This window comes from Nocardia cyriacigeorgica (assembly GCF_029868385.1).
In the GTDB taxonomy this organism is placed as follows: Bacteria; Actinomycetota; Actinomycetes; order Mycobacteriales; family Mycobacteriaceae; genus Nocardia; species Nocardia cyriacigeorgica_F.
In genome coordinates this window covers 123,559-139,099 of the sequence record NZ_JARWNX010000037.1, presented here as the reverse complement: position 1 = coordinate 139,099, position 15,541 = coordinate 123,559, and the positions used below count along the sequence as shown (strand labels likewise).

At 67.9% G+C, this 15,541-nt stretch carries 18 protein-coding genes; 6 read left to right on the top strand and 12 right to left on the bottom strand.

The window, feature by feature from the left end; genetic code table 11:
* Nucleotides 1–149: 149 nt before the first annotated feature.
* Genes QH168_RS08210 through sdhC form a run of 4 tightly spaced genes read right to left on the bottom strand, consistent with a single transcriptional unit; the run spans nt 150 to nt 3,541 of the window.
* Nucleotides 150–923, bottom strand: coding sequence for a succinate dehydrogenase iron-sulfur subunit (locus tag QH168_RS08210; RefSeq protein ID WP_280233917.1), 774 nt, complete (start codon nt 921–923; stop codon nt 150–152).
* Nucleotides 923–2,689, bottom strand: a complete 1,767-nt coding sequence (sdhA, locus tag QH168_RS08205) for a succinate dehydrogenase flavoprotein subunit (protein WP_280233916.1) — start codon at nt 2,687–2,689, stop codon at nt 923–925. The genes QH168_RS08210 and sdhA overlap by 1 nt, the downstream gene beginning before the upstream one ends.
* 16 nt (nt 2,690–2,705) lie before the next feature.
* Entirely contained in the window at nt 2,706–3,137 is a 432-nt protein-coding gene (locus tag QH168_RS08200) for a succinate dehydrogenase hydrophobic membrane anchor subunit (RefSeq protein ID WP_280233915.1), read from the bottom strand.
* A 5-nt stretch (nt 3,138–3,142) separates the two neighbouring features.
* Nucleotides 3,143–3,541: a succinate dehydrogenase, cytochrome b556 subunit gene (sdhC, locus tag QH168_RS08195; RefSeq protein WP_163827200.1), complete on the bottom strand. Its 399-nt coding sequence runs from the start codon at nt 3,539–3,541 to the stop codon at nt 3,143–3,145.
* Nucleotides 3,542–3,853: 312 nt separating this feature from the next.
* Between sdhC and QH168_RS08190 the strand changes: the two genes are divergently transcribed.
* The 4 genes from QH168_RS08190 to QH168_RS08175 all read left to right on the top strand — a co-directional run bounded on the left by QH168_RS08190 (nt 3,854) and on the right by QH168_RS08175 (nt 7,744).
* Nucleotides 3,854–4,261, top strand: a complete 408-nt coding sequence (locus QH168_RS08190) for a cytidine deaminase (protein WP_280233914.1) — start codon at nt 3,854–3,856, stop codon at nt 4,259–4,261.
* A 44-nt stretch (nt 4,262–4,305) separates the two neighbouring features.
* Entirely contained in the window at nt 4,306–5,607 is a 1,302-nt protein-coding gene (locus QH168_RS08185) for a thymidine phosphorylase (RefSeq protein ID WP_280233913.1), read from the top strand.
* Nucleotides 5,608–5,805: 198 nt separating this feature from the next.
* On the top strand, nt 5,806–6,903 hold the full coding sequence (locus QH168_RS08180) for an adenosine deaminase (RefSeq protein WP_280233912.1): 1,098 nt from the start codon (nt 5,806–5,808) through the stop codon (nt 6,901–6,903).
* 112 nt (nt 6,904–7,015) lie between these two features.
* A complete protein-coding gene (locus QH168_RS08175) occupies nt 7,016–7,744 on the top strand; it encodes a hypothetical protein (protein ID WP_280233911.1) in 729 nt (242 codons plus the stop codon).
* A 22-nt stretch (nt 7,745–7,766) separates the two neighbouring features.
* Here the strand turns inward: QH168_RS08175 and QH168_RS08170 are convergent, their stop codons facing one another.
* The 5 genes from QH168_RS08170 to QH168_RS08150 all read right to left on the bottom strand — a co-directional run bounded on the left by QH168_RS08170 (nt 7,767) and on the right by QH168_RS08150 (nt 11,264).
* A complete protein-coding gene (locus QH168_RS08170) occupies nt 7,767–9,029 on the bottom strand; it encodes a primosomal protein (protein WP_280233910.1) in 1,263 nt (420 codons plus the stop codon).
* A gap of 26 nt (nt 9,030–9,055) precedes the next feature.
* The gene (locus tag QH168_RS08165) at nt 9,056–9,403 is read right to left on the bottom strand and encodes a YbaB/EbfC family nucleoid-associated protein (RefSeq protein ID WP_280233909.1); all 348 of its coding nucleotides are present in this window, start codon (nt 9,401–9,403) and stop codon (nt 9,056–9,058) included.
* Between the two features lie 70 nt (nt 9,404–9,473).
* On the bottom strand, nt 9,474–9,824 hold the full coding sequence (locus QH168_RS08160) for a hypothetical protein (RefSeq protein ID WP_280233908.1): 351 nt from the start codon (nt 9,822–9,824) through the stop codon (nt 9,474–9,476).
* Nucleotides 9,821–10,942 (bottom strand): NlpC/P60 family protein, encoded by a 1,122-nt coding sequence (locus QH168_RS08155; RefSeq protein WP_280233907.1) that lies wholly within the window; start codon nt 10,940–10,942, stop codon nt 9,821–9,823. The genes QH168_RS08160 and QH168_RS08155 overlap by 4 nt, the downstream gene beginning before the upstream one ends.
* A 4-nt stretch (nt 10,943–10,946) precedes the next feature.
* The gene (locus tag QH168_RS08150; protein WP_280233906.1) at nt 10,947–11,264 is read right to left on the bottom strand and encodes a type VII secretion target; all 318 of its coding nucleotides are present in this window, start codon (nt 11,262–11,264) and stop codon (nt 10,947–10,949) included.
* A gap of 145 nt (nt 11,265–11,409) precedes the next feature.
* Between QH168_RS08150 and upp the strand changes: the two genes are divergently transcribed.
* Complete coding sequence (upp, locus tag QH168_RS08145; RefSeq protein ID WP_280233905.1) at nt 11,410–12,033, top strand: uracil phosphoribosyltransferase; 624 nt, start codon at nt 11,410–11,412, stop codon at nt 12,031–12,033.
* 15 nt (nt 12,034–12,048) lie between these two features.
* Here the strand turns inward: upp and QH168_RS08140 are convergent, their stop codons facing one another.
* The 3 genes from QH168_RS08140 to QH168_RS08130 are packed head-to-tail and all read right to left on the bottom strand — an operon-like array spanning nt 12,049 to nt 14,546.
* Nucleotides 12,049–12,261, bottom strand: coding sequence for a hypothetical protein (locus tag QH168_RS08140; protein WP_280233904.1), 213 nt, complete (start codon nt 12,259–12,261; stop codon nt 12,049–12,051).
* Entirely contained in the window at nt 12,258–13,766 is a 1,509-nt protein-coding gene (locus tag QH168_RS08135; RefSeq protein WP_280233903.1) for a phospho-sugar mutase, read from the bottom strand. Before QH168_RS08135 ends, QH168_RS08140 begins: the two co-directional genes overlap by 4 nt.
* Nucleotides 13,767–14,546: a purine-nucleoside phosphorylase gene (locus tag QH168_RS08130; RefSeq protein WP_280233902.1), complete on the bottom strand. Its 780-nt coding sequence runs from the start codon at nt 14,544–14,546 to the stop codon at nt 13,767–13,769.
* Nucleotides 14,547–14,663: 117 nt separating this feature from the next.
* Here QH168_RS08130 and QH168_RS08125 point away from each other — a divergent pair, with 117 nt between their 5' ends.
* Nucleotides 14,664–15,368, top strand: a complete 705-nt coding sequence (locus QH168_RS08125) for an enoyl-CoA hydratase-related protein (RefSeq protein ID WP_280233901.1) — start codon at nt 14,664–14,666, stop codon at nt 15,366–15,368.
* Nucleotides 15,369–15,541: the final 173 nt, after the last annotated feature.

Here is a 15,541-nt window from a genome sequence, read left to right as displayed (position 1 = left end):
CCCTGTGACCATGGAGTACGTCAAGTACCTCACGTACTCAGACGGTAGGACCGAATCGGGAGGGCCGCGACAACGGCGAAGGCCGCCCTCCTGGCGGGAGGGCGGCCTTCGTTGTCAGCTGGTGGATCGGATGGGATCCACCGGAAACCTCAGCGGGCGAACAGCAGTGCCCGCTTCACTTCCTGGATCGCCTTGGTGACCTCGATTCCTCGGGGGCAGGCGTCGGTGCAGTTGAAGGTGGTGCGGCAGCGCCAGACGCCTTCGACGTCGTTGAGGATGTCGAGGCGTTCGCGGGCGCCTTCGTCGCGGCTGTCGAAGATGAAGCGGTGGGCGTTCACGATCGCGGCCGGGCCGAAGTAGCTGCCGTCGGTCCAGTACACGGGGCAGGACGTGGTGCAGCAGGCGCACAGGATGCACTTGGTGGTGTCGTCGAACCTGGCGCGGTCGGCCTGGCTCTGGATGCGCTCGTTGGTCGGCTCGTTACCGGTGGTGATCAGGTACGGCTTCACCGCGCGGAACGCGTCGAAGAACGGCTCCATGTCGACGACGAGGTCCTTCTCCACGGGCAGGCCGCGGATCGGCTCGACGGAGACGGTGATGGACTTGCCGTTCTTGGGCAGCATGTCCTTCATCAGCACCTTGCAGGCCAGCCGGTTCACACCGTTGATCCGCATGGCGTCGGAACCGCACACACCGTGGGCGCAGGAACGCCGGAAGGTGAGGGTGCCGTCCAGATAGGACTTGATGTAGATGAGCACGTTCAGGAAGCGATCGGTCGGCAGGACCGGCACCTGGAACGATTCCCAGTGCGCGCCCTTGTCGTCCTCCGGGTTGAACCGGGCCACCTTGACGGTGATCATCACCGAGCCCTCGGGGACCGGAGCGGGCTTCTGCGAAGAGGGTGCTTCGGCAACAGCAGTCATCAGTACTTACGCTCCATCGGCTCGTAACGGGTCTGCACCACCGGTTTGAAGTCGAGGCGGATATCGGAGATGAGGTCCGCACCCTCCTTGTAGGCCATGGTGTGGCGCATGAAGTTCACGTCGTCGCGATCCGGGTAGTCCTCGCGGGCGTGGCCGCCGCGCGATTCCTTGCGGTTGAGCGCGCCGACCACGGTGACCTCGGCCAGCTCGAGCAGGAAGCCGAGTTCCACGGCCTCGAGCAGATCGCTGTTGTAGCGCTTGCCCTTGTCCTGCACCGTGATCCGCGCATAACGCTCCTTGAGCGCGTGGATATCGGTGAGGGCCTGCTTGAGCGTGTCCTCGGTGCGGAACACCGAGGCGTTGTTGTCCATCGACCGCTGAAGTTCGGTGCGGATATCGGCGACGCGCTCGTTGCCGTGATCGGACAGGATCAGCGCCAGCCAGTCCTGCACCATCTGCGCCGGGTTCTCCGGCATATCGACGAACTCGGTGCGCTCGGCGTACTCGGCGGCGGCGATGCCGGCGCGGCGGCCGAAGACGTTGATGTCGAGCAGCGAGTTGGTGCCGAGGCGGTTGGCGCCGTGTACCGACACGCAGGCGCATTCGCCCGCGGCGTACAGGCCGGGGACGATATCGGTGTTGTTGCGCAGCACCTCACCGCGGATCCTGGTCGGGATACCGCCCATCACGTAGTGACAGGTCGGGAACACCGGCACCAGTTCCTTTACCGGGTCCACACCGAGGTAGGTGCGGGAGAACTCGGTGATATCGGGCAGCTTCTCCTCGAGCACGTCCTCGCCGAGGTGGGTCACGTCGATGTAGACGTAATCCTTGTTCGGTCCGGCGCCACGGCCCTCGAGCACCTCGAGCACCATCGAGCGGGCGACGATATCGCGCGGCGCGAGGTCCTTGATGGTGGGGGCATAGCGTTCCATGAAGCGCTCGCCGTCGGCGTTGCGCAGGATGCCACCCTCACCGCGGACCGCCTCGGAGATGAGGATGCCGAGACCAGCCAGGCCTGTCGGGTGGAACTGGTGGAACTCCATGTCCTCGAGCGGCAGGCCCTTGCGGAACACGATGGCCATACCGTCGCCGGTCAGCGTGTGCGCGTTCGAGGTGGTCTTGTACATCCGGCCCGAACCGCCGGTGGCGAACACGATCGACTTGGCGTGGAAGACGTGCAGCTGTCCGGTGGCCAGCTCGTAGGCCACGATGCCGGTGGCGACGGGACCGCGATCGGTCTCGGTGAGCACCAGGTCGAGGGCGTAGAACTCGTTGTAGAACTCGACGTCGTGCTTGACGCAGTTCTGGTACAGCGTTTGCAGGATCATGTGGCCGGTGCGGTCGGCGGCGTAGCAGGCCCGGCGGACCGGGGCCTTACCGTGATCGCGGGTGTGACCACCGAAACGGCGCTGGTCGATCTTGCCCTCGGGGGTGCGGTTGAACGGCAGACCCATCTTCTCCAGGTCGAGCACCGCATCGATGGCCTCCTTGGCCATGATCTCGGCGGCGTCCTGGTCGACGATGTAGTCACCACCCTTGACGGTGTCGAAGGTGTGCCACTCCCAGTTGTCCTCTTCGACGTTGGCCAGCGCCGCGCACATGCCGCCCTGCGCCGCGCCGGTATGGCTGCGGGTGGGGTACAGCTTGGTCAGCACCGCGGTGCGCGCCCGGGGCCCGGCCTCGATCGCCGCACGCATACCCGCGCCACCGGCGCCGACGATGACGACGTCGTAGCGGTGCTCCTGAATCCGGGATTCACTCATCGGAGGTGGCCTGTTCCTAACTGATGTTGGGGTCGAAGGTGAAGATGACGTAGGTGCCGACGCCCATGACCAGGATCATCGACAGCACCAGCAGCGTGTTCAGCCAGAAGCGGGTCGAGTCCTTGCGGGAGTAGTCCGCGATCACGGTGCGCAGTCCGTTGCCACCGTGCAGCTGGGCCAACCAGAGCATGGTCAGGTCCCAGATCTGCCAGAACGGGCTGGCCCAGCGACCCGCGACGAACGCGAAGTTCAGCCGCTTCACACCGCCGTCGAGCAGCAGCATGATCGACATATGGCCGAGGACGAGCACGATCAGCGCCAGGCCGGAGAAGCGCATGAACAGCCACGCGTACTTCTCGAAATTGCTGTTGGCGCGGGCGCGCGGGGAGCGGGGCAGATCCAGGCTCGCCGGGCGGTCGTACGACTTGCCGAGTACAGGTGCGCTCATATTTATCAGTGCTCCGTGAACAGTAGGTAGAACATCCGACCGACGGCGGGCACGAGTAGCACGACAACCAGGCCGATGATGCCCCAGAGCATCTGGCGCTGGTAGCGCGGTCCCTTGGACCAGAAGTCCACCAGGATCACTCGCACACCGTTGAGCGCGTGGAACAGTACGCAGAAGACCAGGCCCATCTCCATGAGCGCGACGATCGGAGTCTTGTAGGTCTCGATCGCGTCGTCGTAGACGGCGGGGCTGACGCGCACCAGGGCGGTGTCCAGAACATGGACGAAGAGGAAGAAGAAAACGGTGACGCCGGTGATCCGGTGCAGCGCCCAGGACCACATTCCGGGGTCGCCTCGGTACAGCGTCTTCCGCTTCGGCTGTGCCGGAGCTTCTATCGTGGTCATAGAGTGCGGTGCCTCCAACGTCGTTGATGGACCCGGTCGCAGATCCGACGCCAGCGCTTCGAGCCGGAAATCCGGTGGAAAACCAGCCCGCGGCCGCCAGGCGTTTTCTTGCCAGTGGCTGCGCTCCGGCCCGCCGCCGGGAACCTGAACCGATCTGTTGTGGACTCTAATCCTCTCCGAATCGCGGAACTAATTCGGCGTGCCGCGCGTTGCGTGCATTTCCGCTAGGTTAGGGTTACCTTTCTCGGTGGGGGAGGGGTTGTGCGGTGGTCCGCCCATGCCCTGGTGCGGCCGGTTCGAGGAGGGTTCGGGATGGCCGAAATCGACTGGAAAGTCCTGCGTGGCAATGCAATTGGAGTTATGCGCCATGCGTATGCGCCATACTCGCGGTTTCCGGTCGGCGCGGCGGCTCTCTGTGCGGACGGCAGAATTGTGAGCGGTTGCAATGTGGAAAATGTCTCATACGGACTGGGCCTATGTGCCGAATGTGTACTCGTCGGTAACTTTCAAAGTGGTGGTGGGGGCCGCTTGCTGGCCCTATCCGTGACCGATTCTCGCGGCGAAATCCTGATGCCGTGCGGACGGTGCCGTCAGGTGCTCTACGAGTTCGGTGGAGCGGGGCTACTGGTGGATCATCCGCGGGGGCCGGTGCGGTTGGGGGAGCTGCTGCCGGACGCGTTCGGTCCCGACGATCTGGAGGCCGGGCAGGCGAGCGGCTGAGGCGCCGCCGCTCGGTATCGACGATCGAGTGCCAGACTGGCGTCGTGACGGCATTGGACGCGGTATCCATCATCACCACCAAACGTGACGGCGGCCAGCTCTCCGATCAGCAGATCGATTGGGTGATCGACGCATTCACCCGTGGGGAGGTGGCCGATGAGCAGATGTCGGCGTTGGCCATGGCGGTGCTGTGGCGGGGGATGACGCGGCGCGAGACGGCGCGCTGGACCGCGGCCATGATCGATTCGGGCCGCCGCCTCGACTTCACCGATCTGCCCCGCCCGGCCGTGGACAAGCACTCCACCGGCGGCGTCGGCGACAAGATCACCCTGCCGTTGGCGCCGTTGGTCGCGGCCTGCGGGGTTGCGGTGCCGCAGTTGTCCGGGCGCGGGCTCGGCCACACCGGCGGGACCCTGGACAAACTCGAATCCATACCGGGCTGGCAGGCCGATATCCCGGTATCGCGGATGCGGGAGATCCTCGCCGATCCGGCCATCGGTGCGGTGGTGTGCGCGGCCGGCGCCGACCTCGCGCCCGCCGATAAACGGCTCTACGCACTGCGCGATGTCACCGGGACGGTCGAATCCATTCCGCTGATCGCCAGCTCGATCATGAGCAAGAAGATCGCCGAGGGCACCGGCGGGCTGGTGCTGGACGTGAAGGTGGGCGCGGGCGCCTTCATGAAGAACATCGACGACGCTCGTGCGCTGGCCACCGCGATGGTCGAGTTGGGGCAGGACGCCGGTGTGCGCACGGTGGCCCTGCTGACCGGCATGGATACCCCGCTCGGCCGCACCGCGGGCAATGCCCTCGAAGTCGCGGAGTCGATCGAGGTGCTGGCGGGCGGCGGACCCGCCGATGTCGTCGAGCTGACATTGACGCTGGCCGGAGAGATGCTCGAGCTGGCCGGTGTCCACGCCGATCCCGCCGCCGCGCTCATCGATGGCCGGGCCATGGACCACTGGAAGGCGATGATCCGCGCCCAGGGCGGCGACCCGGACGCGCCGCTGCCGCGGGCGATGCACACCGAGACCGTGTGCGCCGATCACGACGGCGTGCTCACCCGGCTCGATGCGATGGGCGTCGGTCTGGCGGCCTGGCGTCTGGGCGCGGGCCGGGCCACACAGGGCGCGCCGGTGCAGGCGGGCGCGGGTGTGGAGATCCATGCCCGGCCGGGCGATACGGTGTACGCCGGGAGTCCCTTGCTGACCTTGCACACCGACACGCCCGACGCCTTCCCCGGCGCGCTCGCGGCGGCGGCCGAGGCGATGACGATCGGGGAGGCGCCTTCGACCGGCCCCGCCCCACTGATCCTCGACCGGATCGGGGTGCGGGCGCCCAGCTGATAGGCGGGCCTGGGCGCCGACCGATCGTGAGCCGGGGCCGGTCTGACTTGCGCCGGGCGGGCGGCTCGGTGCCGTCATCGACACGGGACGCGGATTCGGTGGCCCGCCGCGCAGCGAACTCCGCGTCGGTCCGCAACGAGATCGTCACCACGTATCGACTCCGCTGCCGATTCGGCGCGGTGCGGCTACCGTCAGGACATGACTGGACCGATGCCCTTGACTCTCGCCTCGATCCGCCAGGCGCCGAAGGCGTTGTTGCACGATCACCTCGATGGTGGTCTGCGCCCCGCCACGGTGCTCGAACTCGCCGCCGACTGCGGCTACGACCAGCTACCCGCCGCCGACGCCGACACCTTGGCCGTCTGGTTCCGCGAGGCCGCCGACAGCGGTTCGCTGGAACGCTATCTGGAAACCTTCACCCATACCGTCGCCGTCATGCAGACCCCGGAGGGGCTGCGGCGGGTGGCCCGCGAATGCGTGGCGGATCTGGCCGCCGACGGCGTGGTCTACGCCGAGGTGCGGTTCGCGCCCGAACAGCATCTGGAACGCGGCCTGACCCTCGACGAGGTGGTCGAGCACACGCTGGCCGGATTCCGCGAAGGCGAGGCGGCCGCCGCCGAGGCGGGCACACCCATCGTGGTGATCTGCCTGCTGACGGCCATGCGGCATGCGGCCCGCTCCCGTGAGATCGCCGAACTCGCGGTGCGATTCCGGCACCTCGGCGTCGGCGGATTCGATATCGCCGGCGCCGAAGCCGGTTACCCGCCCACCAGGCATCTGGACGCCTTCGAATACCTGCGGGTCAATCACGCCCACTTCACGATTCACGCGGGTGAGGCGTTCGGTCTGCCGTCCATCCACGAGGCGCTGGCGTTCTGCGGTTGCGATCGCCTCGGCCACGGCGTGCGCATCACCGACGACATCCATGTGCCCGGCGCGGTCGAGGAGGCGAAGCTCGGGCTGGTCGCCAACTATGTACGCGATATGCGAATCCCGCTCGAGCTGTGTCCATCGTCGAATGTGCAGACCGGCGCGGTGCCCTCGCTCGACAAGCATCCGTTCGATCTGCTGGCCCGGCTGCGCTTCCGCGTCACCGTCAATACCGACAATCGCCTGATGAGCGACACCACGATGAGCGCGGAGATGCTCAAACTGGTCGACACCTTCGGCTACGGGTGGAGCGATCTGGAGCGCTTCACCATCAATGCGATGAAGTCGGCGTTCATCCCGTTCCCGGACCGGCTGCGCATCATCGACGACATCATCAAGCCCGGCTACGCGGTGCTGCTCGGCTAGGTGTGCGTCGGTCGGTGTTCACGCGACCCGGCTGAGTCTCGGCGTACTGCTCGCCGACACCGTCCGGCCGGGGCGATGTCCGGGGTGGACGGCACCGGTTTAGGTTGGATCGGTGACGGATTTGCGGATTGCTCGCCGGTTCAATGGCCCCGCCGACTCGGGCAATGGTGGTTATGTGGCCGGGTTGATCGCGGCTCAGCGGCATGATTCGGCCGAGGCCGGGCGAGCGGATACGGGCAATGGGACATCGAGCGGTTCCAGCGCACCGCCGACGCGGGTCATGTTGCGCGCCCCCGCACCGCTGGATGTTCCGCTGGTCCTGCGTGAGGGCCTGCTCTACGACGATCACACGGTCATCGCGGTGTCCTCGGAGGGAACCTTCGAACGTGATGTGCCCGCGGCCGTCACTTTCGATGACGCCCGACAGGCCTCCGCCGCGTACACGAACGACAGTGAGATGTTCCGGTACTGCTTCGTCTGCGGAACCGCCCGACCGGATGGGCTGCGGCTCGCGCCCGGCACGGTCCGGGAAGGCGTGGTGGCGGCGCCGTGGGTGCCGGCGGACTCGATACCGCTCGACGAAACCGTGCTGTGGGCCGCGATGGACTGCCCGGGTGGCTGGGCGCTACCGCAGATGCTGGAGCGCCCAGCCTTGCTCGGCTCGATGACCGCGAAGGTGTTCGATCTACCGGCAGTGGGAGAGGAATGCGTCGTGGTCGGAGCCGATCAGGGCGAACAGGGACGCAAGGCGTTCGCGTCCACGGCCGTCTACGGCGCCGACGGTCGGCTGCTCGGACGGGCCGAGCAGATCTGGATCCGGCTGAACCGGGTATCGGACTGATACCCGGTTCAGCCGGTCCCGATCACTTCTGGTCGAGCCGGGCCTCGAAATTGCGTTCCAGGTCCCGCCAGGCCTTCGCCTCGGCGGTGAACGGCGGGTTCGGGGCCATCCGGGACGGGTCGGGGTTCAGCAGGTAGGAGACATACCAACCGAGCGGCGTCGACTGGGCGAGGCCCTGCTCCACCGCGTCGTCATCGGCGTAGTCGGCGGCATCGGTGAACAGCTCGACCGCGAGATCGAGCTGTTCGATATCGACGGACTCGGGGCCGTCGCCGAGATCATCGGCCAGACCGGGCAGCACGTAGACGTTCTCATCGGTGACCTCGACCTCGAGTGAGCCGTCCACGGCCGCGGTCTGCACATCGGCGAAGGTGCTGACCCGCGCGAGATCGTGTTCGTGATCGTCGGCCAGATAGCGGGCCAGCGCTCGCTCGGAGCCGAAGACCGAGATCGCGCCCTTGGCGCCGAGGAAGATCGGCTCGTCATCGAGGTAGCAGCGCAGCGTGAAGTAGGTGCCCTCGCCGGTGACGATCTTGATCGGGTCGATACCGACCTCATGCCACAGCGAATCGTCCCCGTCCTCGTCTTCCTCGTCGTCGTCGCTGTCGTCGGTGAGGTCGACCGGCTCGTAGTCGCTGTCGCTGTCGGTATCGGCCGCGTCGTCGGCGTCGACGACGTTCTCCTCGGCGGCGAGCAGCTCGGCCTCGGCCACCGACACCGCCGCCGCGTCGACCTCCGGTGACTGCACCACGGAGTCGATGGCGTCGACGACGGCGTCCCAGTCCTTGGCGACGGCGGCGCCGATCTGATCCCAGAGTTCTTCACCATCGCGTCCGATGAAGGCGTTGATGCCGCCGGGCAGCGCGCCGAGCACCGGATGTGAGCCGAAGAACTTGGTCACCACCTCCAGCTCGCACACCTCACCGATATTGCGGACCATCGCGAGGGTGTCCTCGAGTTCGGCCACGATTTCGGCATCCGGATCGCCCGCGACCAGCTCGGGAACCCCGATCAGGTCGAAGGTGAAGTTCTCCTCCGGCTCGAGTTCCACCGCCGATAGTCCGGCCACGATCTTCCATGCCGGATGGTCGACCAGATCGTTATCGGAATCGGTCCGGATGAACGCGGCCAGCTCCGCGACGGACTCGAAACCATAGAGGGCGTCCTCGTGGCCGAGGAACGCCTCCCACTCGTCGTCACCGTCACGCCAGCGCGGTGCCCACAGGGTGACGAGATCGCCGTCGGTCAGGCCGAGTTCGATCGGGACGATGTCTCCAGAAGCCATGTGCCGAAGCCTATCGAGCTTCTGGCTCAGGCACTATCCGGGTTGCCCCCAACGGTGCCGGTGGCCGCCTGCGGCTCGGGTGCGAACGACTCGTTCAGTGCGGCAACGACGTTCGAGCGCTGCCCGCCAGCGTCCTCGGCGGCCTGTCGGCAGGCCCAGATGATGAGCTGGGCGACCTCGGCGGGCGGCAGCGATGTGGCGGTTTCCGCCAGCGTCAACCCGACCAGCGCACCGTCGCTGTTCACCTCGGCGCTGACCATGCCGTCTTCGGTGGTGAACTGCCCGCGCACCTGCTTGAGGCCGTACAGTGCGGCCTCGAGCGCCTCGAGTTTCTGCGTGGCCCCGGCGACCAGGGCGTCCATTTCCGCACTCATGCTGTTTCCTCTCGGCATGATCGGGCGCCCGGCGTGGTTACGCGGGCTGCCCCGTCCGGGCGCTGATCTCTCATACCGGCCTCATCCAGCTCGTCTGCCCGGTATCGGCGTCATCGATGCGATCCAGCTCGTCCACGGCCTGCTGACGCGTGGGCAGGCCGAGCCGGTCCAGGATGTCGTCGGGCATGCCCGACTCGGCGAGGACCTCGCGGCGGCGCGCCTTGGCGGCGACGGTGGAGCGCTGGGTGAGGCGCAGGATCTCGGTGGCGAGAGCCTGTGCGCCGTAACGGTATTCGCTGCGCTCGAACTTGATCTCCACCGGCATCCCCTGGTCGGTGGCCCGGACCGAGATGGTGCCGGATCGGTTGCTGCTGGCCGCCACGGTGACGTTGGGGACGGCGGCGCCCTGCTGTTCGCTCATTCGGTCGGCCTGTAGAAGCCGTAGAACTCCATGTCCAAGTTCTCCGTTCGGATCGAGCTGATGGAGACCGGGTCACCGGCCTCGACGAGTTGACCATTGCCGACGACCATGGCGACATGGCCGTCCCATACCGCCAGGTCACCGGGCATGAGATCGCCGGGGGACACCTGGGGATGGCCGATGTGTTGTTCCTGCGCCAGACGTGGCAGCTCCACGCCCGCTTCGCCGTAGGCGTATTTGGTCAGGCCGCTGCAATCGATCCCGGAGCCGGGGGTGTTGCCGCCCCAGACGTAGGGCGTGCCGACCGCACCGATCGCGGACTTCACCGCGGTCGCCGCCTTCTCGTTGGGCGCTTCGACCTGGCTGCCGTCGGGCAGCGTGATCATGACGCCCTCGCCGGTGGCCTTACCGCTGGTGGTGGTGCCGGAACCGGATTTGGCGGCCGCGCTGGTGGAGGTGCGCCCGCCGGAGGAGCTGCTGCTCGAACCCGAGCTGGACGGTGAACTCATCACCGAGCTGATCATCGAGCCGGCGGTGCCCATGACACCGGATGCCATCGAACCGAGGCCCGAGGTGGCGGCGCTGATCGGCGCCGCGACGCTCGCGGTGGAGGTGGACGGCGGTGGTGCGAGCTGCTGCATCGACGCGGTGTGCGTGGTCAGCTCGTTCTGCACCCGGCCGACGACGCCGAGCGCCTGGCCGAGATGGTCGATGGCGGAGCCGACGAGCATGCTCAGCCCGACCGGGGTGCCGAGCGTCGGGCCTGCGGCCACCGCGCTGTCGACGAAGGATTGCGCGATGGAGGTGAGGTCCTTCTGCCCGGTCTCGACCTCGGCCGCGGCCTGCCCGACGACCGTGGACATCTCGGTGCCGCGGTCGGAGATGGTGGCGGCGCTGGTCTGCACCCGCAGTGCCTTCGAGGTGGCGGCGTCGGCGCCCTTGCCGTCCCACACGCTGTTCATCTGGTTGATGCTCGATCGGCCGAGTTCGTGCACCTGGTCGATCGCGGTGGAGGTGGTCCGCAGCGCGTCACCGGGACCGCCGACGGGAAGCACACCGGTACCGAAACTGGCGAGCAGATCGAAGAGCGGCTTCGCCAGCACGTTGATGTCGATCACCGGCTCACCCTTCGGCGGACGTGGTCCGCAGCGAGTCGGCGATATCGGTGTCGGTGCTGGCGTAGTTGGTCGCGGCGCCCACCGCGGCGGTGCTCATACTCGACACCACGGCCGACAGCTGGCCGATCGCGGCGACATGTCCCGCGTGCGTGGCGGCGTAGGCGGTCATGAAATCACCACCGATCAGACCGAAGATCGGGCCGAGCAGCGCCGGGCCCGCACCGGCGGCCCCCGCACCCGCGGCGGCGAGTTCGCCCGCCATCACCCCGGCGGTGGCACCGTACGCGGCGATGCCCTCGGTATCCGCTGAGATCCTCTTCATCAGAGCTTCCCCCATCGTCTTCGTTTCCGGGCAGAGTATGTCATCTACCTGATTCGACGCAGCGATCCGCCGATCGGTTCCACAACATCGGAAAAAGTTTCGGCGACTTCGGCGGCGAACCCGGATCCGACTTTATCGTTCCTTCATGCGTACGCACACTGTGGATCATCCGCTGGCCGCGGTCCTGCTCACCGTCCTGCGGGACGCGCGAACCACGAACTCGGCGTTTCGTTCGGCGTTGCGCGATCTGACGGGTCTGCTGATCTATGAGGCGCTGCGCGACGCGCCGTTGACCCGATTCGACATCGACACGCCGATCACCCGCACCGAAGGGGCGCGGTTGGCGCAACCGCCGCTGCTGGTGCCGGTGCTGCGGGCCGGACTCGGAATGGTCGATGCCGCTGCCGCACTCATTCCCGACGCGCGGGTCGGCTTCGTCGGCATCGCGCGCGACGAATCGTCCCATCAGCCGGTGCCCTATTTGGAATCGCTGCCCGCCGACCTGTCCGGTATGCCGGTGTTCGTGCTGGATCCGATGCTCGCCACCGGCGGTTCCATGCGGTACACCCTGGAACTGCTTGCCGACCGCGGCGCCACCGACATCACCGCGCTGTGCGTCGTCTCGGCCCCGGAAGGGGTTGCGGCGCTGGAGGATTCCGGGCTTCCGGTGCAGTTGATCACCGCGGCCATCGATACCGGTCTCAACGCCGACGCCTATATCGTGCCGGGTCTCGGTGACGCGGGGGACCGGCAATTCGGCCCACGGTGAGCCGCTGATCTCCGATCACTGCATCGGGACGTCGGCGAACAGTTCGATATGTGCGCAGGACTCGCATCGGTACGCGGTGACGCGCAATCGGGAGCGCTGATTCAGGAGTGCGCCGCGCCATCCGGGCTCGGCGTCCGCGTCGGCCCAATCGGCCCCGGCGCGTCCGGTTTCCAGGGCACCGCGGCGCAGATCGGTGCCGCCGCAATGGGTGCAGTGACGCGCGGTCACCGCGCCCCGCCCAGTGCGGTGCAGAAGGCCCGTAGGGCAGCGAGCTGTTGCGCGGCAGCCGTTCTCGCCGCTGCGAGCCCGGTCGGCCCGGCCACCGGCCGCACCACTTCGAGATAACACTTGAGCTTCGGTTCCGTTCCGGACGGCCGGATCACTACGCGCGCCGACTCGCCTTCGAAGATCAACGCATCGGTACGCATCCGTCCGCGCACCGCGGCGAGGTCGGTGATGCGCACGGGCATACCGGCGATCTCGGTGGGGGGATCCGAGCGCAGCCGGTCCAGCACGGCCGCCGCGGTGGCCTGATCGGGTAGCCGCAGCGAGACCTGATCGCCGGCGTGCAGGCCGAATTCCACCGCGTAGCCGTCGAGTTCGTCGAGCAGGGTGCGTCCGGCGGTCTTCAACCGCGCGACCAGATCGGCCGCGAGCACGGCCGCCGAGATGCCGTCCTTATCGCGGACCGCGGCTGGGTCGACGCAGTGCCCGATCGCCTCCTCGTACGCGTAGACCAGGCCGTCGCCGGCGCGGGCGAGCCATTTGAAGCCGGTCAGCGTTTCGGCGTAGCGCGCACCGCGAGCGGGCGCGAGCCGCGACAGCAGTCGCGAGGAGACGATCGTGGTCGCGACGAGGGCATCCGGCGGGGCGGTGCGCAGCACGTCATCGGCCAGCAGCACTCCGGTGTCGTCGCCGCGCAGCATCCGTACCTTGCCGTCGGCGCCGGGCACGCCGACCGCGCACCGATCGGCATCGGGGTCCAGCGCTATCGCCAGATCGGCGCCGACCCGTTCGGCCAGCGCGATGAGCAGATCCGTGGCCCCCGGCTCCTCCGGGTTCGGGAACGCGACGGTCGGAAAGTCGGGATCGGGGTCGAATTGTTCGTCCACCACATGGACATCGGTGAAACCGGCCGCGTTGAGCGCCGCGCGGGCGGTCGCACCACCCACCCCGTGCAGCGGGGTGAGCGCGATGCGGATATCCGTGCGCTCGCCCGAACCGCCGATGAGCTTCGGCAGTGCGCCGACCCGGTCGAGATACCGCTGCACGAGATCGCCGCCGGAGGACGCCACCGGCGTACGGTCGATCGGTTCGGTCACCGCCTCGATTCGGTCTTCGATCTCGGTATCGGCCGGTGCCAGCAGCTGGGCGCCGCCGTCGAGGTAGACCTTGTAGCCGTTATCGGTGGCCGGATTGTGTGAGGCGGTGATCTGCACCCCCGCCACCGCGCCGAGTTCGCGCACGGCGAAGGCGGTCACCGGGGTCGGCAGCGGTTCGGGCAGCAACGTCACCGGGAAGCCGGCCGCGGCGAAGATCTCCGCTGTCGCGGTGGCGAATTCGGCCGAACCGTGGCGGGCGTCGCGGCCGACGATCACCCGGCCGCCGCCCAGACAGCGGTCGCGCAGCCAGTCCGCGATCCCGGCCGTCGCGCGGCCGACGGTCGTCACGTTCATGCCGTCCGGGCCGTCCCGCAGCGGCCCGCGCAGTCCCGCCGTTCCGAAACGCAACATCTACAGCGACTCCAGTACGCCGCGCAGCAGCTTGCCGAGCCGTGGCGCGGCCGCCCGGCCCTCGGCGAGGACCTCGGCATGGGTGAGCGCCTCCCCGGTGACGCCCGCGGCCAGGTTGGTGACCAGGGAGATGCCGAGTACTCGTGCGTCGAGCGCCCGGCACGCGATGGCCTCGAGCACGGTCGACATGCCGACCAGATCGGCGCCGAGAGTGCCGAGCATCCTGATCTCGGCGGGTGTTTCGTATTGGGGACCGAGCAGGCCCGCGTAGACGCCCTCGGTGAGGGTCGGATCGACCCCGCGGGCCACCGCGCGCAGATCGGGATCCCATGCGTCGACCATGTTCACGAATGTCGCACCGGACAGCGGGGTGCGGCCGGTGAGATTGAGGTGATCGCTGATCAGCACCGGCTCGCCGACGCGCAGACCGGGCCGGATACCGCCGGCGGCATTGGTGAGCAGCACGGTGTGCGCGCCCGCGGCGACGGCGGCGCGCACCGGGCGCACCACATCATCGGGTGCGTGGCCCTCGTAGAGATGCTGGCGACCCATGAGCACCAGAACCGGTGTCCGGCCGACCGGGATCGAGTGGACCATGCCGGAGTGCCCGAGCGCGGTCGGTACGGCGATGCCGGGTAGCTCCGACATCGACACCGACGCGGTGGGCGTCCCGATCTCGGTGACGGCGTCCTGCCAACCCGATCCGAGCACCACCGCGACCGGATGGCGCGGCACTCCTGTCCGCTCGGCGATCGCCGCGGCGGCCTCTTCGGCAAGCATGACGGCAACTGTATCGGCCCGGTCGCGTGGCGGGCGGAACTCGGAGGTGACCGAGCACACCGAAGCACTTGCTACCCGCGAGTAGGACTTGCTCGCCGATACCGATACGCTGCACGCATGCCGTATCTGGAACGTGATGGGGATGTGTTCGTGCTCTACCTCGGCAACGAGGGACAGACCGACAGCGAGAACCGCTTCCACCCGGACTGGATCGCCGAGATCCACACCGCCCTCGACACCGTCGAAGCGTCGGAGGGTCCGGCGGCGCTGGTCACCACCGCGTCCGGCAAGTTCTACAGCAACGGCCTCGACACCGACTGGTTGTTCGGCAACCTGGACCAGATGCACGGCTACCTCGACCGCGTGCATTCGATCTACACCCGGCTGCTGACCTTCCCGATGCCGACCGTCGCCGCCGTCAACGGGCACGCCTTCGGCGCGGGCGCCATGCTGGCCACCTCACACGACTTCCGGCTGATGCGCGCCGATCGCGGCTTCTACAGCCTGCCCGAGGTGCACCTCGGGATGCCGTTCACCATCGGGATGAACGCGCTGCTGACCGAGCGGCTGACCAACCAGGTCGCGGTCAAGGCCATGACGACCGGACATCGCTTCCCGGCCGACGAAGCCATCGCCGCAGGGATCGTCGACGGTAAGGCGGAGGCCGAGGCGCTGGTCGCCGCCGCCGTCGCCCAGGCGCAGGCCCTCGCGGCCAACCGCAAGCCGAACCTGCCGGTGATCAAGCGCGCCCTGCACGCGAACGCGCTCGCCGGCCTCGCCGTGCCGACCACCCCGGAGAACCTGGCGTTCGCCGCGGGTTAACTCACCGCTGATTTCAATCACACCGCGCCGCCGACACGGTGCGGTGCGAGACGTGCGGCGCACAGTGCCACACTGAATGTCATGCCACTCCCGCGCAGCGGCCCGTCCGAGCAGCGCAGCGCCGACGACACCGCACGGCGCGGCGACGGTGCCGCACGCGACGATGACGGTGA

What these genes read in the sequence shown, in the direction of transcription:
- sdhA (WP_280233916.1), bottom strand. Translation starts at nt 2,689, where the DNA reads ATGAGTGAATCCCGGATTCAGGAGCACCGCTACGACGTCGTCATCGTC.
- QH168_RS08210 (WP_280233917.1), bottom strand. Translation starts at nt 923, where the DNA reads ATGACTGCTGTTGCCGAAGCACCCTCTTCGCAGAAGCCCGCTCCGGTC.
- QH168_RS08180 (WP_280233912.1), top strand. Translation starts at nt 5,806, where the DNA reads ATGACTGGACCGATGCCCTTGACTCTCGCCTCGATCCGCCAGGCGCCG.
- QH168_RS08170 (WP_280233910.1), bottom strand. Translation starts at nt 9,029, where the DNA reads ATGGCTTCTGGAGACATCGTCCCGATCGAACTCGGCCTGACCGACGGC.
- sdhC (WP_163827200.1), bottom strand. Translation starts at nt 3,541, where the DNA reads ATGACCACGATAGAAGCTCCGGCACAGCCGAAGCGGAAGACGCTGTAC.
- upp (WP_280233905.1), top strand. Translation starts at nt 11,410, where the DNA reads ATGCGTACGCACACTGTGGATCATCCGCTGGCCGCGGTCCTGCTCACC.
- QH168_RS08150 (WP_280233906.1), bottom strand. Translation starts at nt 11,264, where the DNA reads ATGAAGAGGATCTCAGCGGATACCGAGGGCATCGCCGCGTACGGTGCC.
- QH168_RS08165 (WP_280233909.1), bottom strand. Translation starts at nt 9,403, where the DNA reads ATGAGTGCGGAAATGGACGCCCTGGTCGCCGGGGCCACGCAGAAACTC.
- QH168_RS08190 (WP_280233914.1), top strand. Translation starts at nt 3,854, where the DNA reads ATGGCCGAAATCGACTGGAAAGTCCTGCGTGGCAATGCAATTGGAGTT.
- QH168_RS08125 (WP_280233901.1), top strand. Translation starts at nt 14,664, where the DNA reads ATGCCGTATCTGGAACGTGATGGGGATGTGTTCGTGCTCTACCTCGGC.
- QH168_RS08130 (WP_280233902.1), bottom strand. Translation starts at nt 14,546, where the DNA reads ATGCTTGCCGAAGAGGCCGCCGCGGCGATCGCCGAGCGGACAGGAGTG.
- QH168_RS08200 (WP_280233915.1), bottom strand. Translation starts at nt 3,137, where the DNA reads ATGAGCGCACCTGTACTCGGCAAGTCGTACGACCGCCCGGCGAGCCTG.
- QH168_RS08135 (WP_280233903.1), bottom strand. Translation starts at nt 13,766, where the DNA reads ATGTTGCGTTTCGGAACGGCGGGACTGCGCGGGCCGCTGCGGGACGGC.
- QH168_RS08160 (WP_280233908.1), bottom strand. Translation starts at nt 9,824, where the DNA reads ATGAGCGAACAGCAGGGCGCCGCCGTCCCCAACGTCACCGTGGCGGCC.